This is a genomic window from Allobosea sp. AAP35 (genome assembly GCF_001295925.1).
Lineage (GTDB): Bacteria > Pseudomonadota > Alphaproteobacteria > Rhizobiales > Beijerinckiaceae > Allobosea.
This window is the reverse complement of the sequence record NZ_LJHQ01000058.1, coordinates 1-19,684: the sequence shown is the minus strand read 5'-3', so window position 1 is coordinate 19,684 and position 19,684 is coordinate 1. Positions and strand designations below refer to the sequence as shown.

Annotated in this window: 18 protein-coding genes; 11 read left to right on the top strand and 7 right to left on the bottom strand. The window is 66.5% G+C overall.

Going from position 1 to position 19,684, the window contains the following annotated elements:
* From IP69_RS18010 to IP69_RS17975, 8 genes are all read left to right on the top strand, one after another.
* Positions 1 to 865 (top strand): OB-fold nucleic acid binding domain-containing protein (locus IP69_RS18010; protein ID WP_248306887.1); only part of this gene is annotated, 865 nt, incomplete at its 5' end.
* 203 nt (positions 866 to 1,068) lie between these two features.
* Positions 1,069 to 2,721, top strand: coding sequence for an ABC transporter substrate-binding protein (locus tag IP69_RS18005; RefSeq protein WP_054144218.1), 1,653 nt, complete (start codon positions 1,069 to 1,071; stop codon positions 2,719 to 2,721).
* A 157-nt stretch (positions 2,722 to 2,878) separates the two neighbouring features.
* Positions 2,879 to 4,477 (top strand): ABC transporter substrate-binding protein, encoded by a 1,599-nt coding sequence (locus tag IP69_RS18000; protein ID WP_054144217.1) that lies wholly within the window; start codon positions 2,879 to 2,881, stop codon positions 4,475 to 4,477.
* A 171-nt stretch (positions 4,478 to 4,648) separates the two neighbouring features.
* Entirely contained in the window at positions 4,649 to 5,602 is a 954-nt protein-coding gene (locus tag IP69_RS17995; RefSeq protein WP_054144216.1) for an ABC transporter permease, read from the top strand.
* Position 5,603: 1 nt separating this feature from the next.
* Positions 5,604 to 6,497 (top strand): ABC transporter permease, encoded by an 894-nt coding sequence (locus IP69_RS17990; protein WP_054144215.1) that lies wholly within the window; start codon positions 5,604 to 5,606, stop codon positions 6,495 to 6,497.
* Positions 6,498 to 6,499: 2 nt separating this feature from the next.
* Complete coding sequence (locus tag IP69_RS17985; protein WP_054144214.1) at positions 6,500 to 7,528, top strand: ABC transporter ATP-binding protein; 1,029 nt, start codon at positions 6,500 to 6,502, stop codon at positions 7,526 to 7,528.
* The gene (locus IP69_RS17980; protein ID WP_248306886.1) at positions 7,525 to 8,523 is read left to right on the top strand and encodes an ABC transporter ATP-binding protein; all 999 of its coding nucleotides are present in this window, start codon (positions 7,525 to 7,527) and stop codon (positions 8,521 to 8,523) included. Before IP69_RS17985 ends, IP69_RS17980 begins: the two co-directional genes overlap by 4 nt.
* An 85-nt stretch (positions 8,524 to 8,608) precedes the next feature.
* Positions 8,609 to 9,394, top strand: coding sequence for an SDR family oxidoreductase (locus IP69_RS17975; RefSeq protein ID WP_054144212.1), 786 nt, complete (start codon positions 8,609 to 8,611; stop codon positions 9,392 to 9,394).
* A 55-nt stretch (positions 9,395 to 9,449) separates the two neighbouring features.
* On the opposite strand, the gene IP69_RS17970 is transcribed toward IP69_RS17975, so the two are convergent.
* From IP69_RS17970 to IP69_RS17940, 7 genes are all read right to left on the bottom strand, one after another.
* Positions 9,450 to 10,091, bottom strand: coding sequence for an EF-hand domain-containing protein (locus IP69_RS17970; protein WP_054144211.1), 642 nt, complete (start codon positions 10,089 to 10,091; stop codon positions 9,450 to 9,452).
* A gap of 169 nt (positions 10,092 to 10,260) precedes the next feature.
* Positions 10,261 to 10,668 (bottom strand): RidA family protein, encoded by a 408-nt coding sequence (locus IP69_RS17965; protein WP_054144210.1) that lies wholly within the window; start codon positions 10,666 to 10,668, stop codon positions 10,261 to 10,263.
* A 50-nt stretch (positions 10,669 to 10,718) separates the two neighbouring features.
* On the bottom strand, positions 10,719 to 12,350 hold the full coding sequence (locus IP69_RS17960) for a benzoate-CoA ligase family protein (RefSeq protein ID WP_054144209.1): 1,632 nt from the start codon (positions 12,348 to 12,350) through the stop codon (positions 10,719 to 10,721).
* A 2-nt stretch (positions 12,351 to 12,352) separates the two neighbouring features.
* Positions 12,353 to 13,531: an acyl-CoA dehydrogenase family protein gene (locus IP69_RS17955; protein WP_054144208.1), complete on the bottom strand. Its 1,179-nt coding sequence runs from the start codon at positions 13,529 to 13,531 to the stop codon at positions 12,353 to 12,355.
* A gap of 161 nt (positions 13,532 to 13,692) precedes the next feature.
* Entirely contained in the window at positions 13,693 to 14,529 is an 837-nt protein-coding gene (locus IP69_RS17950) for an enoyl-CoA hydratase family protein (protein WP_054144207.1), read from the bottom strand.
* Positions 14,529 to 15,065: a MarR family transcriptional regulator gene (locus IP69_RS17945; protein ID WP_054144206.1), complete on the bottom strand. Its 537-nt coding sequence runs from the start codon at positions 15,063 to 15,065 to the stop codon at positions 14,529 to 14,531. Before IP69_RS17945 ends, IP69_RS17950 begins: the two co-directional genes overlap by 1 nt.
* A 4-nt stretch (positions 15,066 to 15,069) precedes the next feature.
* The gene (locus IP69_RS17940) at positions 15,070 to 15,825 is read right to left on the bottom strand and encodes an SDR family oxidoreductase (protein WP_054144219.1); all 756 of its coding nucleotides are present in this window, start codon (positions 15,823 to 15,825) and stop codon (positions 15,070 to 15,072) included.
* Positions 15,826 to 16,055: 230 nt separating this feature from the next.
* On the opposite strand from IP69_RS17940, the gene IP69_RS17935 reads away from it, so the two are divergent.
* The 3 genes from IP69_RS17935 to IP69_RS17925 all read left to right on the top strand — a co-directional run.
* Positions 16,056 to 18,377 (top strand): bifunctional salicylyl-CoA 5-hydroxylase/oxidoreductase, encoded by a 2,322-nt coding sequence (locus tag IP69_RS17935; RefSeq protein ID WP_054144205.1) that lies wholly within the window; start codon positions 16,056 to 16,058, stop codon positions 18,375 to 18,377.
* A 91-nt stretch (positions 18,378 to 18,468) separates the two neighbouring features.
* On the top strand, positions 18,469 to 18,807 hold the full coding sequence (locus IP69_RS17930; RefSeq protein ID WP_210165948.1) for a hypothetical protein: 339 nt from the start codon (positions 18,469 to 18,471) through the stop codon (positions 18,805 to 18,807).
* 202 nt (positions 18,808 to 19,009) lie between these two features.
* Positions 19,010 to 19,684, top strand: a 675-nt coding sequence (locus tag IP69_RS17925; RefSeq protein WP_054144203.1) for a VOC family protein, incomplete at its 3' end; no start/stop codon positions are given.

Sequence of the window (19,684 nt, the reverse complement as noted above, 5' to 3'; positions counted from 1 at the left end):
CACCCCGGCCCTCCCCACCGCAAGCGGGGGGAGGGAGAGGAGCCCCTTCGCCCTGCGCATCGGCTTCCGCCAGATCGACGGCTTCCACGAGGAGTGGGGCCTGGCGATCGAGAGGGCCCGCCCGGCCGGCGGCTTTTCCGGCGTCGAAGACCTGATGCGACGGGCCTCCCTTCCGGCCCGCGCCATGCGCCTTCTGGCCGATGCCGACGCCTTCCGCTCGATCGGGCTCGACCGGCGCGAGGCGCTCTGGGCCGTGCGCCGTCTGCCGGATGACGATGCGCTGCCGCTCTTTGCCGCCGCGAGCGCCGGGGAACTGGGGCCCGAGCCCGACATGGCGCTGCCGCGGATGCCGCTGCCGGAACAGATCGTCGCCGACTACCAGACGGTCAGGCTCTCGCTGAAGGGCCACCCCCTGGGCATCCTGCGGCCGCGCCTGCGTCGGGAGCGCATTCTCAGCAGCGCCGAGATGGAGGGCCGGCCCGACGCCGCCTTCGTCCGCGTGGCCGGCGTCGTGCTGGTGCGCCAGCGCCCGGGCAATGGCAAGGCGATCTTCATCACCCTGGAGGACGAGACCGGCGTCACCAATGTCGTGCTCTGGGCGCGCCAGTTCGAGCGCTTCCGGCGCGAGGTCATGGCGGCCCGCCTGCTGCTGGTCGAGGGGCGCATCCAGAGGAGCCCCGAGGGCGTGACCCATCTGATGGCGAGCCGCGTCTTCGACCGGACAGCCGATCTCCAGGCCTTGTCCGACACCCACCGCGCCGACATCGTGCTGACCCGGGCCGACGAGTTCACGCATCCACAAGTCCCGCGCGGCCGCCATCCGCGAGACGTCCGCATCCTGCCGAAATCACGCGACTTTCATTGACTGCCTATTGAGTAGCCAAAACGCCCATTATGTGGGCGAATTACGCTGCGATTATACGAGGCCTCGCTGCCGGCCGCATCGTGGGCAGCCGTGAAGACCTGACCGAAAGTTCTAGTCGTACGACCTTCGTCTGGCATGCCGGTTGCAGACCGCCAGCCTGCCTCGTGTCGCAGATGCCGGGCCAATCATAGGGGAGACAAACCGTGTCCGTATCCAGCTTCACCCGCTCCGCCCTTCTCGGCCTGGGGCTTTCCACAGCGCTCGTCACCGCCGCGCTCGCCCAGGAGAAGGTCCTGCGCATCGGCATGACGGCGGCGGACATTCCGCGCACCCATGGCCAGCCCGACCAGGGCTTCGAGGGCAACCGCTTCACCGGCATCCCGATGTATGACGCGCTGACCCAATGGGATCTCTCCTCGGCGGAGAAGGCCAGCGTCGTCATTCCCGGCCTCGCCACCGAATGGGCGGTCGATGCCGCCGACAAGACGAAGTGGACCTTCAAGCTGCGTCCCGGCGTCAAGTTCCAGGATGGTTCGGACTTCACCGCCGCTGCCGTCGTCTGGAACGTCGACAAGGTCCTCAACAAGGAAGCCGCGCATTTCGCGCCTGATCAGATCGGCGTCACCGTTTCGCGCATGCCGACGCTGAAGAGCGCCCGCGCGGTCGATCCGCTCACCGTCGAACTGACGACGAGCGAGCCCGACGCCTTCCTGCCGATCAACCTGACCAATCTGTTCATGGCCTCGCCCGCGCATTGGGCCGCCAAGCTCGCAGCCGTTCCGGCTTCCGTCACCGATCCGGCCGAGCGCGCCAAACAGGCCTGGGCGGCCTTCTCGGCCGATCCGTCGGGCACCGGTCCGTTCAAGGGCGTCCGGCTCGCACCGCGCGAGCGCTTCGAGATGGTCGCCAACAAGGCCTATTGGGACCCCAAGCGCGTGCCCAAGATCGACCGCGTCGTGCTGGTGCCCCTGCCGGAAGCCAATGCCCGCACCGCGGCGCTGCTCTCGGGCCAGGTCGACTGGATCGAGTCGCCCTCGCCGGATGCCGTGCCGCAGATCAAGCAGCGCGGTTTCAGCGTCTACACCAACGCCCAGCCGCATGTCTGGCCCTGGCAGCTCTCCTTCGTCGAGGGCTCGCCCTGGGTCGACAAGCGCGTTCGCCACGCCGCCAATCTCTGCGTCAACCGCGAGGAACTGAAGACGCTGCTCGGCGGGCTGATGGAAATCCCCAAGGGCACCGTGCCGCCCGGCCACCCCTGGTGGGGCAATCCGAAGTTCGACATCAAATACGATCTCGAAGCCGCCAAGAAGCTGATGACCGAAGCCGGCTATTCCGCTTCCAAGCCGGCGAAGGTGAAGGTGCTGACTTCGGCCTCGGGATCGGGCCAGATGCAGCCTCTTCCGATGAACGAGTTCATGCAGCAGGCGCTGAAGGACTGCTTCTTCGACGTCGCGCTCGAAGTCGGCGAGTGGAATGCCGTCTTCACCAACTGGCGCGAGGGCGCCAAGCACGCCAATGCGCGGGGCGCCAACGCCACCAACGTCACCTTCGCCGCGATGGACCCGTTCTTCGCCATGGTGCGCTTCACCTCGACCAAGGCCTTCCCGCCGGTGTCGAACAACTGGGGTTATTTCGGCAATGACGAGTTCGACAAGCTCATCGCCGATGCCCGCACCTCCTTCGACGGCACGGCACGCGACGCGGCACTCGCCAAGCTCCATGCCCGCATCGTCGAGGAAGCCCCCTTCGTCTGGGTGGCCCATGACGTCGGCCCGCGCGCTATGAGTGCCAAGGTCAAGGGCGTGGTGCAGCCCAAGAGCTGGTTCATCGACCTCGCTCCGATGTCGATGGATTGACCTCCATTCGCGTCATTCTCGGGCGGTGCGAAGCGCCGACCCGAGAACCTCTTGCCGGAGATGCTCGGGTCTGCGCCCGAGCATGACGGCCAAAGGGCTGAGCTCTGGCACAGCCCTTGCGAAGCCAGATTGGAACCCATCCAGACCGGAGCTCCCGATGATCCGCACCGCCCTTGCCCTGTCATTCGCCGCCGGAGTCTCGCTGTTTGCCGCCTCCGCCCAAGCTCAGGGTACGCTGCGCATCGGCATGACAGCCTCCGACATCCCGCTCACCACCGGCCAGACCGACCAGGGCGGCGAGGGCATGCGCTTCATGGGCTACACGCTCTATGACGGCCTCATCAACTGGGATCTGAGCAAGGCCGACAAGGCCTCCGACCTCACGCCGGGCCTCGCCTCGAGCTGGGCGGTCGATGCCACCGACAAGACCAAATGGACCTTCGTCCTGCGCGAGGGCGTCAAATTCCATGACGGCTCGGAGTTCACCGCCGACGCGGTGGTCTGGAACCTCGACAAGCTCCTGAAGAACGACTCGCCGCAATTCGACCAGCGCCAGGCGGCGCAGGGCCGCTCGCGCATTCCCGCGGTCGCCGGCTACAAGGTGATCGACAAATACAAGGTCGAGATTACCACCAAGGCGCCCGACGCCACGCTGCCCTACCAGATCGCCTGGGTGATGATGTCGTCGCCGGCGCAGTGGGAAAAGCTCGGCAAGAGCTGGGAGGCCTTCGCCAAGACACCGTCGGGCACCGGGCCCTGGCAACTCACCGCCTTCCAGCCGCGCGAGCGCGCCGAACTCTCGCCCTTCCCCGGTTACTGGGACAAGGCGCGCGTGCCCAAGCTCGACAAGATGGTGCTGCTGCCGCTGCCGGAGGCCAATGCCCGCGCCGCGGCGCTCAGGGCAGGCCAGGTCGACTGGATCGAGGCGCCGTCGCCGGACCTGATCCCTTCGCTCAAGAGCGCCGGCTTCCAGATCATCACCAATGCCTATCCGCACAACTGGACCTGGCATCTCTCGCGGGCCGAGGGCTCGCCCTGGAACGATGTGCGCATCCGCAAGGCGGCCAACCTCGCCGTCGATCGCGAAGGCCTGAAGGAGTTGCTCGGCGGCCTGATGATCCCGGCGCAGGGCTTCTACCCGCCCGGCCACCAGTGGTTCGGCAATCCCAGCTTCAAGGTCAAGCTCGACCAGGCCGAGGCCAAGAAACTGCTTGCCGAGGCCGGATTCTCGCCCTCCAAGCCGGTGACCACCAAGATTCTGATCGCGCCCTCGGGCTCGGGCCAGATGCAGCCGCTGCCGATGAATGAGTTCGTCCAGCAGAACCTCGCCGAGGTCGGCATCAAGATCGACTTCGAGGTCGTCGAGTGGAACACGCTGATCAACATCTGGCGCGCCGGCGCCAACCATGAATCGTCGCGCAAGGCGACGGGCATGAACTACACCTATTTCATCCAGGATCCCTTCACCGGCCTGATTCGTCATCTCCAATGCAACCTGCAGCCGCCGGCCGGCACCAACTGGGGCATGTATTGCGATCCCGAGATGGACAAGCTCTTCGAGCAGGTCCGCAACACGTTTGATGCGACCGCGCAGACGGCGGTCCTGCAAAAGATCCACGAGAAATATGTCGACGAGGCGCTGTTCCTGATGGTCACCCACGACGTCAACCCGCGCGCCATGAGCCCCAAGGTGAAGGGGTTCATTCAGGCGCAGAACTGGTTCCAGGACTTCTCGTCGATCACCATGGCGAAGTGAGGAAGAGAGTGCGCAGGCAACCCTACGCCGTCATTCCGGGGCATCGCGCAGCGATGAACCCGGAACCCACGACCGGGCGAGCCCTGGGGTCGCTTGACGCAAGCGGAGTGGCCCGTCGTGGGTTCCGGGTTCGCGGCTCTGCCGCGCCCCGGAATGACAGGTGAGGATCGCATGCTGAAATACCTCGCCAAGCGCATCCTCTACGTCCTGCCGGTCGCCTTCGGTGTCAGCCTGTTCTGCTTTCTCCTGGTGCATATCGCGCCGGGCGATCCGCTGACCTCGGTGCTGCCGCCCGATGCCTCGCAGGCGATGCAGGACGAACTGCGCAAGATCTACGGTTTCGACCGGCCTCTGCCGGTGCAGTTTGGCCTCTGGCTGATGAAGGCGCTGCAGGGCGATCTCGGCACCTCGATCGCCACCGGCCGCCCCGTCGCGGCCGAGGTCTGGCGCGCGGTCGGCAACACCTTGCTGATCGCGGGGCTCGCGACGGTGATCGGCTTCCTGTTCGGCTGCTTGTTCGGCTTCGTCGCCGGCTATTTCCGCGGCTCCTTCCTCGACAAATTCGCCTCGATGCTGGCGGTTCTCGGCGTCTCCGTGCCGCATTACTGGCTCGGCATGGTGCTGGTGATCGTGTTTTCGGTGCAGCTCGGCTGGCTGCCGCCGGGCGGAGCGGGGCCGGGTGGTTCGGCCGCCTGGATCTGGAATTGGGAGCATGTCAGCTACATGATCCTGCCGGCGATCACGATGTCGGTGATCCCGATGGGCATCATCGCCCGCACCGTCCGCGCGCTCGTGGCCGACATCCTGAACCAGGAATTCGTGCCTGCGCTGCGGGCCAAGGGGCTGATGGATTTCGGCGTGTTCAAGCATGTCGTGAAGAATGCGGCGCCGACCGCGCTGGCGGTGATGGGCCTGCAACTCGGCTATCTGCTCGGCGGATCGATCCTGATCGAGACCGTGTTCTCCTGGCCCGGCACCGGCTTCCTGCTCGGCAACGCCATTTTCCAGCGCGACCTGCCGCTGCTCCAGGGCACGATCCTGGTGCTGGCGATGTTCTTCGTCGGCCTGAATGTCCTCGTCGACATCCTCCAGGGTCTGCTCGACCCCCGCGTCAGGAGGCGCTGAGATGACCGCGATCACGGAAAGCTCGGGCCCGGTCATCGTCCCGCCGCTGGCGAAATCGCCGGGCTACTGGGCGGGTGTCTGGCGCCGCTTCAAGACCGATAAGGTCGCGGTGGGCGCCGGGCTTGTCGTGCTGGCGATCATCCTGATGGCGATCTTCGCCGATTATGTCGCGCCCGCCGATCCGACGCGCTCCTCGATGCTGCGGCGCCTGCGGCCGATCGGCACGCCGGGCTATCCGCTGGGCGCCGATGAACTGGGCCGCGACATGCTTTCGCGCCTGATCCACGGCGCCAGGCTCTCGCTCTTCATGGGCGTGGTGCCGGTCTTCATCGCCTTCTTCATCGGCTCGGTCATCGGCGTCGCCGCGGGCTTCTTCGGCGGCAAGTTCAACACCATCACCATGCGCACGGTCGATGTGTTCTACGCCTTCCCCTCCGTGCTGCTGGCGATCGCGCTGTCGGGCGCGCTCGGCGCCGGCATCACCAACTCGTTGCTCTCGCTCACGATCGTCTTCATCCCGCCGATCGCGCGCATCGCCGAGAGCGTCACGACGCAGGTGCGGGGCATGGACTATGTCGAGGCGGCCCGCGCCAGCGGCGCCAACGCCCTGACCATCATCCGCGTGCATGTGCTGGGCAATGTGCTGGGGCCGATCTTCGTCTATGCGACCAGCCTGATCTCGGTCTCGATGATCCTGGCCTCGGGCTTGTCCTTCCTCGGTCTCGGCACCAAGCCGCCGACGCCGGAATGGGGGCTGATGCTGAACACGCTGCGCACCGCGATCTATGTGCAGCCCTGGGTGGCGGCGCTGCCGGGCGCGGCGATCTTCATCACCTCGATCTCGTTCAATCTGCTTTCCGACGGTCTGCGCTCGGCAATGGACGTGAAGGGCTAATCATGGCGCTCGAAACCCATCCCGATCGCGGCGGCCCCGGCACGCCGCTGCTGCAGGCGAAGACCCTGACCAAGCATTTCCCGCTCGGCGGCGGCGCGGTCGTGCGCGCCGTCGACGGTGTCGATTTCGCGGTGATGAAGGGCGAGACCCTCGGCGTCGTCGGCGAATCCGGCTGCGGCAAGTCGACGACGGCGCGCGTCGTCATGCAGCTCCTCCCGCAGGACAAGGGCGAGATGCTGTTCGACGGAGAGATCGTCGGGGGCCAGGCCCTGACGCTGAAGGAATACCGCCGCCAGGCGCAGATGGTCTTCCAGGACAGCTACGCCTCGCTCAACCCCCGCCTCACCATCGAGGACTCGATCGCCTTCGGGCCGACGGTCCATGGCGTCTCGAAGGCGAATGCCATCCTCAAGGCGCGCGACCTGCTGCAGCGCGTCGGCCTCGATCCCGCCCGTTTCGCGGCGCGCTATCCCCATGAGCTCTCCGGCGGCCAGCGCCAGCGCGTCAACATCGCCCGTGCGCTCGCTCTGGGCCCGCGCCTCGTCATCCTCGACGAGGCGGTTTCGGCGCTCGACAAATCGGTCGAGGCGCAGGTGCTCAACCTCCTTGCCGATCTGCGCGAGGAGTTCGGCCTGACCTACATCTTCATCTCGCATGACCTCAACGTCGTCCGCTTCATCAGCGACCGCGTTATGGTGATGTATCTCGGTGAGGTGGTTGAGATCGGTCCGGTCGAGGAGCTCTACGGCGATCCGCGCCACCCCTATACCCGCGCGCTGCTGTCGGCGATGCCGTCGATGGACCCCGACAACCGGACGATGGAGGCGCCTCTCGCCGGCGATCCTCCTAACCCGATCAACCCGCCCGAGGGCTGTCGCTTCCATCCGCGCTGCCCTCACGCCCAAACCGTCTGCGCGAAAGTCAAGCCGATCCTGGCGACGGTGGGGGACGGCACACGCCAGGCCGCCTGTCACATGCAGGTGCCGGGCTCCGGCCACAGCCACGCACCCGCTCTGGAGGTCGCGGCATGAGCATGCCCCAGACATCGACGTCCCTGGTCGAAATCACGAACCTGACCGTCCGCTTTCGCGGCGCTCAAACGGTCCATGCGGTCAACGGCGTCTCGCTGACGCTGGAGCCGGGCAAGGTGCTCGGCATCCTCGGCGAATCCGGCTCGGGCAAGAGCGTCACGCTGAAGACGCTGCTGCGGCTTCTGCCCGAGAGCCGCACCGATATCGGCGGCAGCGTCAGGGTCGATGGGCGCGACGTGCTGGCGCTGAATCCGCAGGATCTGTCGGATTATCGCGGCGCGGTCACCTCGATGATCTTCCAGGATCCGGCATTGGCGCTCGACCCCGTCTATACGGTCGGCGAGCAGATCGCCGAGGCGATCGTCCGGCATGAGAAGCTGTCGATGAAGGCGGCGATGGCGCGCGCGCTCGAACTGCTCGAACTCGTCCGGATTCCCTCACCGGCGCGCCGCCTCAAGGCCTATCCCCACGAGATGTCGGGCGGTATGCGCCAGCGCGCCATGATCGCGCTGGCGCTCGCGGCCCGCCCCAAGCTTCTGCTCGCCGACGAGCCGACCACCGCGCTTGACGCCACCGTCCAGATCCAGATCCTGCTGCTGCTGCGCCAGCTCCAGCGCGATCTCGACATGGGCATGCTGTTCGTCACCCATGATATCGGCGTCGCGGTCGAGGTCTCCGACCGGCTGGCGGTGATGTATGCCGGCCAGATCGTCGAGACCGGCACGGTGCGTGAGCTGATCCGCGACCCGCGGCACCCCTACACCAAGGGCCTTCTCGCCGCGAACCTGCACGGCGCGAAGAAGGGCGAGCGGCTGGAAGCGATCCCTGGCGCACCGCCGGCTCTCACCGAACCGCCCAACGCCTGCTCGTTCGCGCCCCGCTGCAAATTTGTTCAGGAGCGCTGCCGCGCCGCGCTGCCGCCGGCCGTGCAACTGGGCGAGGGCAGGGTGGTGCGCTGCATCCTCGCGGAACAGGCGCTGGTTGCAGCTGCTTGAGGCCATTCCCTCCGCCGGATTGAGCCGCTATCAGCAGGGCGATGATGCGCCGCGACCCTGCTGCGCCTAATGGACGGAGCAGACCATGGATCTCGGCCTTCACGATAAGCGTGCTCTGGTGCTGGGCGCGAGTCGCGGGCTTGGCGCGGCGATCGCCCGCACGCTCGCCAGCGAGGGCGCCTCGGTGATCGCCGCCGCGCGCAATGTGGCGGCGACCGATGCTTGGGTCAGCCAATGCCCCGAGGAGGTGCGCAGCCGAATCTTCGCCGCCAGCCTCGATCTCTCCGATCTGGCTTCCGTCGATTCGCTCGTCGGCGTGCTCAAGGATGCCGGCGGCATCGATATCCTGATCGGCAACTCCGGCGGGCCGCCGCCGGCCGAGGCGCGCGAGGCTGGCCGCGACGACTGGCTGAAGCATTTCGAGGCGATGGCCGCCAATCTCTTCCATCTGGCGCAGGGCATGCTCCCAGGCATGGTCGAGCGCGGTTTTGGCCGCATCATCACCATCGCGTCCTCGGGCGTCGAGCAGCCGATTCCGCGGCTGGCCTTGTCGAACGGCATCCGCTCGGCGGTGGTCGGCTGGTCGAAGACGCTGGCGGCCGAGGTCGCCTCGCAGGGCGTCACAGTCAACGTCGTGCTGCCGGGGCGTATCCATACCGAGCGCGTCGATCAGCTTGACCAGGCAGCCGCCGACCGCACGGGCACCACGCCCGACCAGGCCGCCAAGGCGTCGCGCGCCACCATTCCCGCTGGCCGATACGGCACGCCGCAGGAATTCGCCGACGTGGTCGCGTTCCTGGCCAGCGAGCGCGCGAGCTATGTGACGGGCGCCAAGATCCGCATTGACGGCGGCGCGACCCGCGGCATCTGAGCTGGGCTCATAACGCTGCAAAGAGCGCCGGCCAGCTTCTGCTGACCGGCGTGGCTCAGGCTGCCTGCGAATAGGCGGTGCCCGACGTGTTGGCGGCACCGAGCTGATGGGTGTTGCCATAGGCCTGCGACGCGCTGGACGAGGCGCTCGACGGCGGAGGTCCGGACGGCGGCCCGCGCTTCTCCATGGCCGCCTGGAAGTCGCTCTGCTCCTCCTTCGTGACAGAACCGTCCGCGTTCGAATCAATCGCCTCGAACAGCTTGCTCAGCAGATCGTCGGACGAACTGGTGCCGGAAGAGTTGGTGCCGGAGGAGAAAGCCGAGAGAAATTCCTCGCTGGAGATTCCACCGTCGGAATCGGTGTCGATCTGGGCGAAGATATCCGTCTCCTCGTCGCTCTCCGTCTCGCTGCTGCCGCCGCTCTGCAGCCCGATCAGGAAGGACTGCAGTTGCCGCTGAGCCTGCTCGGCTTTGGCCTTGAAGGCTTCGGTTTCCTCTTGGGTGACCGAACCGTCGCTGTCGGAATCGATCGCCTTGAAGAGTTCCTCGCTCCTGGAGCTGCCGGCTCCCTTGGCTGTTCCGGCCTTGAACTCCTCGACGCTCAGCCCGCCGCTGGTGTCGGTGTCGAGTGTTTCGAAACTTGAAGATTTCGGCGGAGGCGGACGATAGCCGCCGCTGACGCTACTGATGCTGGACATGAATGGACTCCATCGCGTCACCGCCGGATGGCGGCTTCCGGAGTTTCGACCCTGAGTCCATGCTCGGCGGCTAAAGCGGCCCTGTCGATGAACGGATTTTGGTTACGGCAGATTGCGGACTTCGGCGCTGGAAACGGACGGAAACATAACAATATGCGGTCCTGCGGCGTCAGCCGCCGATCACCGCGGTGGCTTCGATCTCGATCATGGCTTCCGGCTCCACGAGAGAGACAACCTGCACCACGGCCATGGCAGGGAAATGCCGGCCGAGAATCGCGCGATAGACCGGTCCCATCTCCTTGAGGCTCGCGCGGTAGGCCTCGATGTCGGTGACGTACCAGGTCAGCCGGACGATGTCCTCGACACGCCCGCCGCCGGCCTCGACCACGGCCTTGATGTTGACCAGAGTCTGCCGGAGCTGCGGCAGGAAACCCGTTGCGAAGACGCCGGCGCTGTCCCAGCCGACGAGGCCGCCCGTCACGAGGATGCGCCCTTGCGCCACCATGCCGTTGGCATAGCCGCGCGGCGCCGGCCAGCCCTCGGGCAGGATGGCGCGGGACAGGGTTTCACTCGACATGGGCGTCGCCTCGGTTCGGGGCCGTTCCGGCTCGTCTGTTGGAAGGATATTCAGGCTTCGGCTTGCGCCATCTGCCGGAGCGCGAAGCGCTGCAGCTTGCCGCTGGCGGTCTTGGGCAGGGCAGTGACGAAGTCGATCGCGCGGGGATATTTGTAGGGCGCGATACCGGCCTTCACATGCTCCTGCAAGGTCTTCAGCATCGCTGCATCCCCGGCCACGCCGTCGCGCAGCACGACATAGGCCTTCACGATGTTGCCGCGCTCGGGGCAGGGCGCGCCCACGACGCCGCATTCGAGAACGTCGGGATGCGCCAGCAGACAGGCTTCGACCTCGGGGCCGGCGATGTTGTAGCCGGAGGACACGATCATGTCGTCGGAGCGCGCCTGATACCAGAAATAGCCGTCGGAATCGCGGATATAGGTGTCGCCGGTGATATTCCAGCCGTTCTGGACGTAGGTTGTCTGGCGTTGGTCGGCGAGATAGCGGCAGCCAATCGGCCCACGCACGGCGAGCCGGCCGGGGGTTCCGTCCGGCACGTCGCGACCGTCGGGATCGACGATCTTGGCCTCGTAGCCCGGCACCGGGATGCCGGTCGAGCCGGGGCGGATCGTCTCCAGAGGTGCTGCGATGAAGATGTGCAGCATTTCGGTCGCGCCGATGCCGTCCATCAGCGGCAAGTCGGTCTTCGCCAGCCAGGCGTCGAAGACTGGCTTCGGCAGGGTCTCGCCGGCCGAGACGCAGATCCGCAGCGATCCGATGTCGCGCCCGTCGAGCTTGTCCAGCATGGCGCGATAGGCGGTCGGCGCTGTGAAGATCACGCTCGCCTTGTGCCGCTCGATCGCGTCGATCATCTCAAACGGACCGGTCTTGTCCGGCAGCACGGCCGCCGCGCCGATCCGGAACGGGAACAGCACCATGCCGCCAAGCCCGAAGGTGAAAGCCAGCGGCGCCGAACCGATGAAACGGTCGTCGGGCCTGGCCTTGAGCACCTTCGCGCCATAGGTGTCGCAGATCACCAGCAAATCGCGCTGGAAATGCATGGTGCCCTTGGGTTCGCCGGTCGTGCCCGAGGTGAAGCCGATCAGGCAGACATCGTCGCTGGCTGTATCGACGGGCGAAAACACCTCGTAGCCCGGCTGCGCCATCAACGCTTCAAGCTCGCAGCTCTCCTCCCCGAAGGCGACGATCCTGTCCAGCTCGGAAGCCTGCGCCTGTGCCGTCTCGAGTTCAGCCAGCAGGCGATGGTCACACAGCGCCAGCGCGATCTTCGCCTTGCGGATCGGATAGACCAACTCGCCGGCCCTTAGCATCGGCATGGTCGCGACCACGACGCCGCCGGCCTTGATCACCGCGAGATAGGCCGCGACCATCATCGGCGTGTTGGCGGCGCGCAGCAGAACCCGGTTGCCGGGCACCATTCCCAGATCGCGGGTCAGCACATTGGCGATGCGGTTGATCCGCTGCGCGAGGTCGCGATAGCTCCAGCTCAGGTGATCCCCGAAAATCGCGATACGGTCGCCGCGCCCCTGAGCGACATGGTCGTCGACCAGCGCGGTCACCGCGTTCAGCCGCTCCGGATAGGCAAGCCCAGCCCTGTCGAGATCGATCTGCGGCCACTGCTCAGGCGGCGGCAGGTTGTCGCGCGCGAAGCTGTCGATATGGCCGGAGCGCAGAAAGTTCATCGTCAAACCTCTGTTCTTGCGCCATGGGCCTTCAGGAGGTCGCGCGCGATCACGACCTTCTGGACCTCGCTGGCCCCCTCATAGATCCGCAGCGCCCTGATCTCCCGGTACAGTTCCTCCACCTTGACGCCCTTGGTGACGCCAAGCCCGCCATGGATCTGGACGGCCCGGTCGATCACGGCTTGAGCGTTCTCTGTCGCGACGAGTTTGGCGAGCGCGGCCTCGCGGGTGACACGCGCCGCGCCGCGGTCCTTGGTCCAGGCGGCGCGATAGACCAGAAGCGCGGCCGCATCGACCTGTGCGGCGCTGTCGGCGATGGCCGCTTGGCTGAGCTGGAGATCGCCGAGCGTGCCGCCGAAGAGCTTGCGGGAATTCGCGTGCGAGATCGTCTCGTGCAGCGCCCGCCGCGCGAAGCCGAGCGCCGCTGCGCCGACAGTGGAGCGGAAGATGTCGAGCGTCGCCATCGCCACCTTGAAGCCCTCACCCGGCCCGCCGATCCCGTTTTCGACCGGCACGCGGCAAGCATCAAAACGCAGCGTCGCCAGAGGGTGAGGCGCGATCACCTCGATCCGCTCGAAGACGGACAGGCCCGGCGTGTCCGCCTCGACCAGGAAGGCGGAGAGCCCGCGCGCGCCCGGCGCCTCGCCGGTGCGAGCGAAGACGACGTAATGGTCGGCGATGCCGCCATTCGAGATCCAGCTCTTCTCGCCATCGATCCGGACATGGCCGTTGCCATCCGGCATGGCGGTGGTCGCCATCGCCGCGACGTCGGAGCCAGCCTCCTTCTCCGAGAGGGCAAAGGCGGCGATCCGCACGCCTTCGCAGACGCCGGGCAGGATGCGCGCCTTCATGGCCGCCGAGCCGGCGACCGTGATCGCACCGGTGCCCAGCCCCTGCATCGCAAAGGAAAAATCCGCCAGCCCGTCGCGTGCCGCCAGAATCTCGCGCGCGAGACAGAGCGTGCGGACGTCGAGCGTGGGCGAGAGCCCGCCATAGGCCTCCGGTACCACCGCCCGCAGGAACCCGCCTTCGCCCAACGCCGTGACGCGGGCGCGGCAGGCGGCGTCGACGTCATCATGCGGCAGGCCCGGCAGGGTCGCATCGGCCCAGGCCGAAAGCTCGGCGGCGAAGTGGCGATGCCGGTCCTCGAAGAAGGGCCAGTCGAGCGTGTCGCCGAGCATGCCTAGCTCTCCTTCGACCGAAGAATGCCGTCATTCCGGACAAGCCGCGAAGCGGCGCCGCTCCGGAATCCATCATAGAACGCCGCCGGTGCCCTACGATGGATTCCGGCGCTCCGCTTCGCTGCGGCCGGAATGACGCTGATGGCGAGGAGGGGCATCATTCAGTTGCCCTCGAAGACCGGCTTCTGCTTGTTGGCGAAGGCGTGGTAGGCGCGGGCGAAATCCTCGGTCTGCATGCACAGGGCCTGCGCCACGGCTTCCGCCTCGATCGCGCTCTCGACCGACATCGCCCATTCCATCTCGAGCATGCGCTTGGTCATCGCATTGGCGAAGGTCGGTCCATCCGCGAGTTCGGCGGCCAGCGCCTGTGCCTCGGCGAGCACCGCCTCCTTCGCGACGAGCCGGTTCAGGAAGCCCCAACGCTCGGCTTCCTCGCCGCGCAAGGTCCGGCCAGTGTAGAGCAGTTCAGCCGCGCGACCCTGGCCGATGATGCGCGGCAGCATCGCGCAGGCACCCATGTCGCAGCCGGCGAGCCCGACGCGGTTGAACAGGAAAGCGATCTTGCTCTCGACAGTGCCGAGCCGCAGATCGGACGCCATGGCGATGATCGCGCCGGCCCCGGCGCAGACGCCGTCGATCGCCGCGATCACCGGCTGCTGGCAGGCGCGGATCGCCTTGACCAGCTCGCCCGTCATCCGGGTGAACTTCAACAGCTCCTTGGTCTCCATCGCGACCAGCGGGCCGATGATCTCGAAGACGTCGCCGCCCGACGAAAAATTCCCGCCCGCGCCCGTCACCACGATCGCTTTGACGTCCTCCTCCTTCTGAGCCGCGAGGAAGAAATCGGTGAGTTCGCGGTAGCTTGAGAAGGTCAGCGGATTCTTTTTCTCAGGCCGGTTCAGCGTCACGGTCGCGACCTTGCCGGCGACCGACAGCGCGAAATGAGCGGGCTGGAAAGCCGCCAGTGGCAGGATCGTGGCGTTGGCAAGGCTCGTCATCAGGCGTCTCCTTGGGCCGCCCCGTCCGCCCGCGCCGCGATGGCGCGATGCAGCGAGGTCTTGGTCTGTCCGAGCAGGCGGAAGAGCTGCGTGATCTGCTGTTGGTCGAGTTCGGCGAACAGTTCGGCGATCCAGCCCTCATGCCGCTCCGCCATCGCCTTGAAGGCCTTGCGGCCCTGCGCGGTCAGCGTCAGCACCTGCACGCGCCGGTCCTGCGTCGCGGCGCGTTTGTCGACCAGCCCGTCGGCCAGAAGCCCGGCGACGACCGCCGTGACGTTGCCGTTGGACACCATCAGCCGCTGCGAGACCTCGCCGACCGTCATGCCGGTGCTCGATTTGTCGAGCTGCGCCATCAGGTCGAAGCGCGGGAGCGTGGTCTTGAACTCCTCGCGCAGCCGGTTACGGATCTCCGTCTCGATCAGCGTCGAGCAGGTCAGCATCCGCAGCCACAGCCGCAACTCGTCCTTGTGGTCGCCGGGGCGCTCGCTCGCCTTGGTCTCGCGGTCGAGCAGGAGGCCGGGGGCGTTCGTCTCCATGGCGCTAGAACTCCCCGCCATTGATCAGCAGCGACTGGCCGGTGACGGAGCCGCTGCCCGGCCCGCAGAGATAGAGCACGCTGGCCGCGACCTCCTCAGGCGCGATCAGCCGCCCCTGGGGATTGGCCTTGACCATCTCGGCGAGCGCCTGCTCGCGTGTCGCACCCGTCTTGGCGATGATGGTCTCGATCCCGCTCGCGACCATGTCGGTGTCGGCATAGCCGGGGCAGACGGCGTTGACCGTGATCCCGGAGCGCGCCGTCTCCAGCGCCAGCGACTTCACCAGCCCGATGACGGCATGCTTGGCCGCGACATAGGCTGAAACATAAGCATAGCCGCGATGCCCGGCGGTCGAGGCGAGGGCGATCAGCCGGCCGTCGCCGCCCTCGACCATGCCGGGCAGGGTGGCGTGGAACAGGTTGACGGTGCCGATCAGGTTGATCTCGCTCAGCCGGCGGAAGCGCTCGGCCGGGCTGCGCAAGAACGGGCCGGTCTCGACGGCGCCCGCATTGGCGATGGCGATATCGATGGGCTGCGCCTGCGCCAATTGCGCGATCGATGTGGCCATGGCGGTCTCATCGGTGACGTCGCAGGCCGCATGGGCATCGGCGTCACCAGCCGTGCAGGCGGCGACAAGAGCCGCCGCGTCGCGCCCGATGATGGAAACGCGGGCGCCGTTGCGCTTGAGCATGGCGGCAATTGCGCGGCCGATCCCGCGTCCGCCTCCCGTCACCACCGCGTGCCGCCCTGCCAGGAGCATCAGATCCACCTCCAGAAGCGACCAATCTATTTTAGGTCTAAAGCATTTTGCAAGCACCCGCAGCCGAACGGCCCGATTTTGCAGAAAACACGTGATATCTAGCCGATGATAACGGAAAGGAGCGATTCTGGCTGCGTCGATTGATCCCGGGTGAGGTGCAAAGACAGTAGCTTGAGCCCAAATTATTTTAGGCCTAAAATAATTTCGCAATCGGTTTTGGGGAGGGCATCATGCGTATCGCGGTCGTCGGCGGCGGGCCTGCCGGACTTTATTTCGCCCTCCTGATGAAGCGCGATTGGCCCGATCTCGACATCACCGTTTTCGAGCGCAACCAGCCGGACGACACCTTCGGCTTCGGCGTCGTCTTTTCCGACCAGACGCTCGACATCTTCAAGGCGGCGGATGAGGCGAGCTACGCCGCGATCCGCGACAATTTCGCATATTGGGACGATATCGAAGTCCACTTCAAGGACAGCGTCCACCGCGTCTCCGGCAACGGGTTCTGCGGCTGCTCGCGCCGCTCGCTCTTGCTGCTGGTGCAAGAGCGGGCCCGCGAGCTCGGCGTCTCCCTGCGCTTCGGCGAGGAGACGGCCGACATCGAGACGCTGAAAGCGGACTACGATCTCGTCGTCGGCGCCGACGGCATCAACAGCCGCATCCGCGAGGGCTGGCGCGACCGCTTCCAGCCCGAGGTGGATCTCCGCCCCAACCACTTCACCTGGATGGGCTCGACCCGGCCTTTTGATGCCTTCACCTTCTTCTTCAAGGAGACGCAGCACGGCGTTTTCATCGCCCATTGCTACCAGTATGAAGCCGGCCGCTCGACCTGGGTGCTGGAGACCGACCCCGAGACTTTCCAGAAGGCGGGGCTCGGCGCCATGGACGAGGCGGCCTCCGCCGCTTTCCTGGAAGGGGTCTTTGCCGAGGAACTGCAGGGCCACAGGCTGATCACCAACCGCTCGCTCTGGCGCAACTTCCCGATGATCCGCTGCCGCAACTGGGTCGTCGAGAACGTCGTCCTGCTCGGCGATGCCAAGGCGACCGCGCATTTCTCGATCGGCTCGGGCACCAAGCTCGCGATGGAGGATGCGATCGGCCTGCACAAGGCCTTCCACAAGGCTGGCCTGCACGTCACGGAGGCGCTCGCTTTGTTCGAGCGCACCCGCCGCGAGGAGGTCGAGAAGACGCAGCATGCGGCGGATGTCTCGCTGGTCTGGTTCGAGCAGCTTGGCCGTTTCTGGGATTTTAACCCCTTGCGCTTCGCCTTCGGCCTGATGACCCGTTCCAAGGCGATCACCTATGACAACCTCGCGCTCCGCGCCCCCGACATGGTCGCGGCCGTCGATGAGATGGTGGCCGGCGAGCTCGGCCCGCTCGCCCGCCGCCGCAAGGACGGCACGGCCGTACCACCTGCCTTCCAGCCGCTGAAGCTGCGAGACCTCCAGCTTGAGAACCGCATGGTGCTTGCGCCGATGTGCCAGTATTCGGCGGAGGATGGCGTGCCGGGCGATTGGCACCTGATGCATTACGGCTCGCGCGCCATCGGCGGGCCGGGTCTGATCTTCACCGAAATGACCTGCGTCTCGGCCGATGCGCGCATCACGCCGGGCTGCGCCGGGCTCTACACCGACGCGCAGGAAGCCGCCTGGAGCCGCATCGTCGCCTTCGTCCACGCCAACTCGGCGTCGAAGATTTGCCTCCAGCTCGGCCATGCCGGACGAAAAGGGGCCACCAAGCTGATGTGGGAGGGCATGGACCGCCCGCTGAAAGAGGGGGCCTGGCCGATCGTCTCGGCTTCGCCGCTGCCCTACTACCCGGAAAGCCAGGTGCCCCGCGAGATGACACGGGCCGATATGGACGCGGTCACGGGGGATTTCGTCGCAGCAGCGGAACGCGGTGTCCGCGCCGGCTTCGACATGCTCGAACTCCACTGCGCTCATGGCTATCTGCTGGCGAGCTTCCTTTCGCCGCTGACCAACCACCGCACGGACGACTATGGCGGCTCCATCGAGAACCGGTTGCGCTATCCGCTGGAGGTCTTCCGGGCCCTGCGCGAAGCTTGGCCGCGCGAGAAGCCGATCTCGGTGCGCATCTCCGCGACCGACTGGGCGCAAGGGGGCCTGTCCGGAGAGGATTCGGTCGCGATCGCCGAAGCCTTCGCTGCCGAGGGTTGCGACCTCGTTGACGTCTCGACCGGCCAGACGGTGCGGGAATCGCGGCCGGTCTATGGCCGCATGTTCCAGATCCCGTTCTCCGACCAGATCCGCAACGAAGCCGGGGTCGCGACCATGTGTGTCGGCAACATCACCACTGCCGATCAGGCCAACACCATCATCGCCTCCGGCCGCGCCGATCTCGTCGCGCTGGGGCGCCCGCATCTCTCCGATCCCGCCTTCGTGCTGCGGGCGGCCGCCTGGTATGGCGTCGATCTGATGCAGCCTGTGCAATATGGGCCGGGGAAGGATCAGCTCATGCGCAACACCCCGCGCGAGCGCCAGGATCTGGAGGAGCTGAAGCTCAAGGCCAAGCCCAGCCGTCACGCCGTGGCATAGGGCATGGCGGCGACAGAGAGGGAACATCGTCGGCCCGAGCCCGTTTGATGAGCGGTTGCCCGCCACTGCGGGCACATGAGGGGACGTTCCAATGCTGCGCTCTATGACTGGTCTCGTTTTTGCCGCCGTTCTGACGATTGCCGCGTCTGCCGCGTCGGCCCAGACGCCGTCTTCGACCACGCCGCCGCCGGATTCGCCGGCCGAGGCAAAGGCCAGCGGCGGACTGGGCCCCCGGATCACCGACCCGAGCCAGGTCGACAAAGGCCAGAACATGATTCTCCCCAATGCGGGGCTTGCTGGCGAGTCGGCCGCTCCGACGATGGTTTACGACTGCAAGAACAAGCCGCAGGATTGCACGACGCCCACCAATCAGGGCGACAAGGTGGATTTGCCAGCCACCTCGGCGACGCCTCCCACATCCAAGCCCTGAGCCTGGCAGGGAGCGTGGCAACACCCCAAGGCGGACAAGCTGAGGCAAGGATAGGCGGATAGCGATCGCGGCCGTGTTCGCGCCGATTGCGTGAATGCAACGAGCCGATTGCCGCGACAGCCGTTCCATTGTGCCGGAACCGCGTTATCTCTGCCCCAACAGCCGAGCCATTCCGGGCTCGGCATTCTTCAAGGGGCAAGCCATGAAGCTCACAGGCATTCACCACGTCACGGCGATTTCGGCCGATGCACCGGGAAACCGTCGCTTTTATGTCGAAACGCTCGGCATGCGGCTGGTCAAGAAGACCGTCAATCAGGACGACACTTCGGCCTATCACCTGTTCTACGCCGACGGCGCCGGCTCGCCCGGCACCGACCTGACCTTTTTCGATTGGCCTGCGTCGCCGGCGCGCCGCGGCACTCATTCGATCACCCGCACAACGCTGCGCGTTGCCGATGAGGCTTCGCTGGAATGGTGGCGCGCTCGCCTCACCGAGGCCGGCATCGCCGTGACGCCGATCCGCCAGATCAACGGCCGCGCGGCGATCGATTTCGAGGATCCGGAAGGTCAGCGTCTGACCCTGATCGCCGATGGTGGAGCGATTCCCTTCGTTGTCTGGGAGAAGAGTTCAGTCCCTGCGGAACATCAGATCCGCGGCTTGGGCCCCGTCACCATCTCGGTGCCGAAGCTGGAGCGCACGCAGGTCGTGCTGACGCAGTTGTTGGGGCTGGACCTCATCGGCAGCTATCGCGATGCAGCCCATGCGACTGGCGACATCCATGTCTTCAAGATCGGGGAGGGCGGTCCGGCGGCCGAGCTTCATGTCGCGGTCGAGCCAGACCTGCCGCAGGCGCGTGAAGGCGCGGGCGGCGTGCAT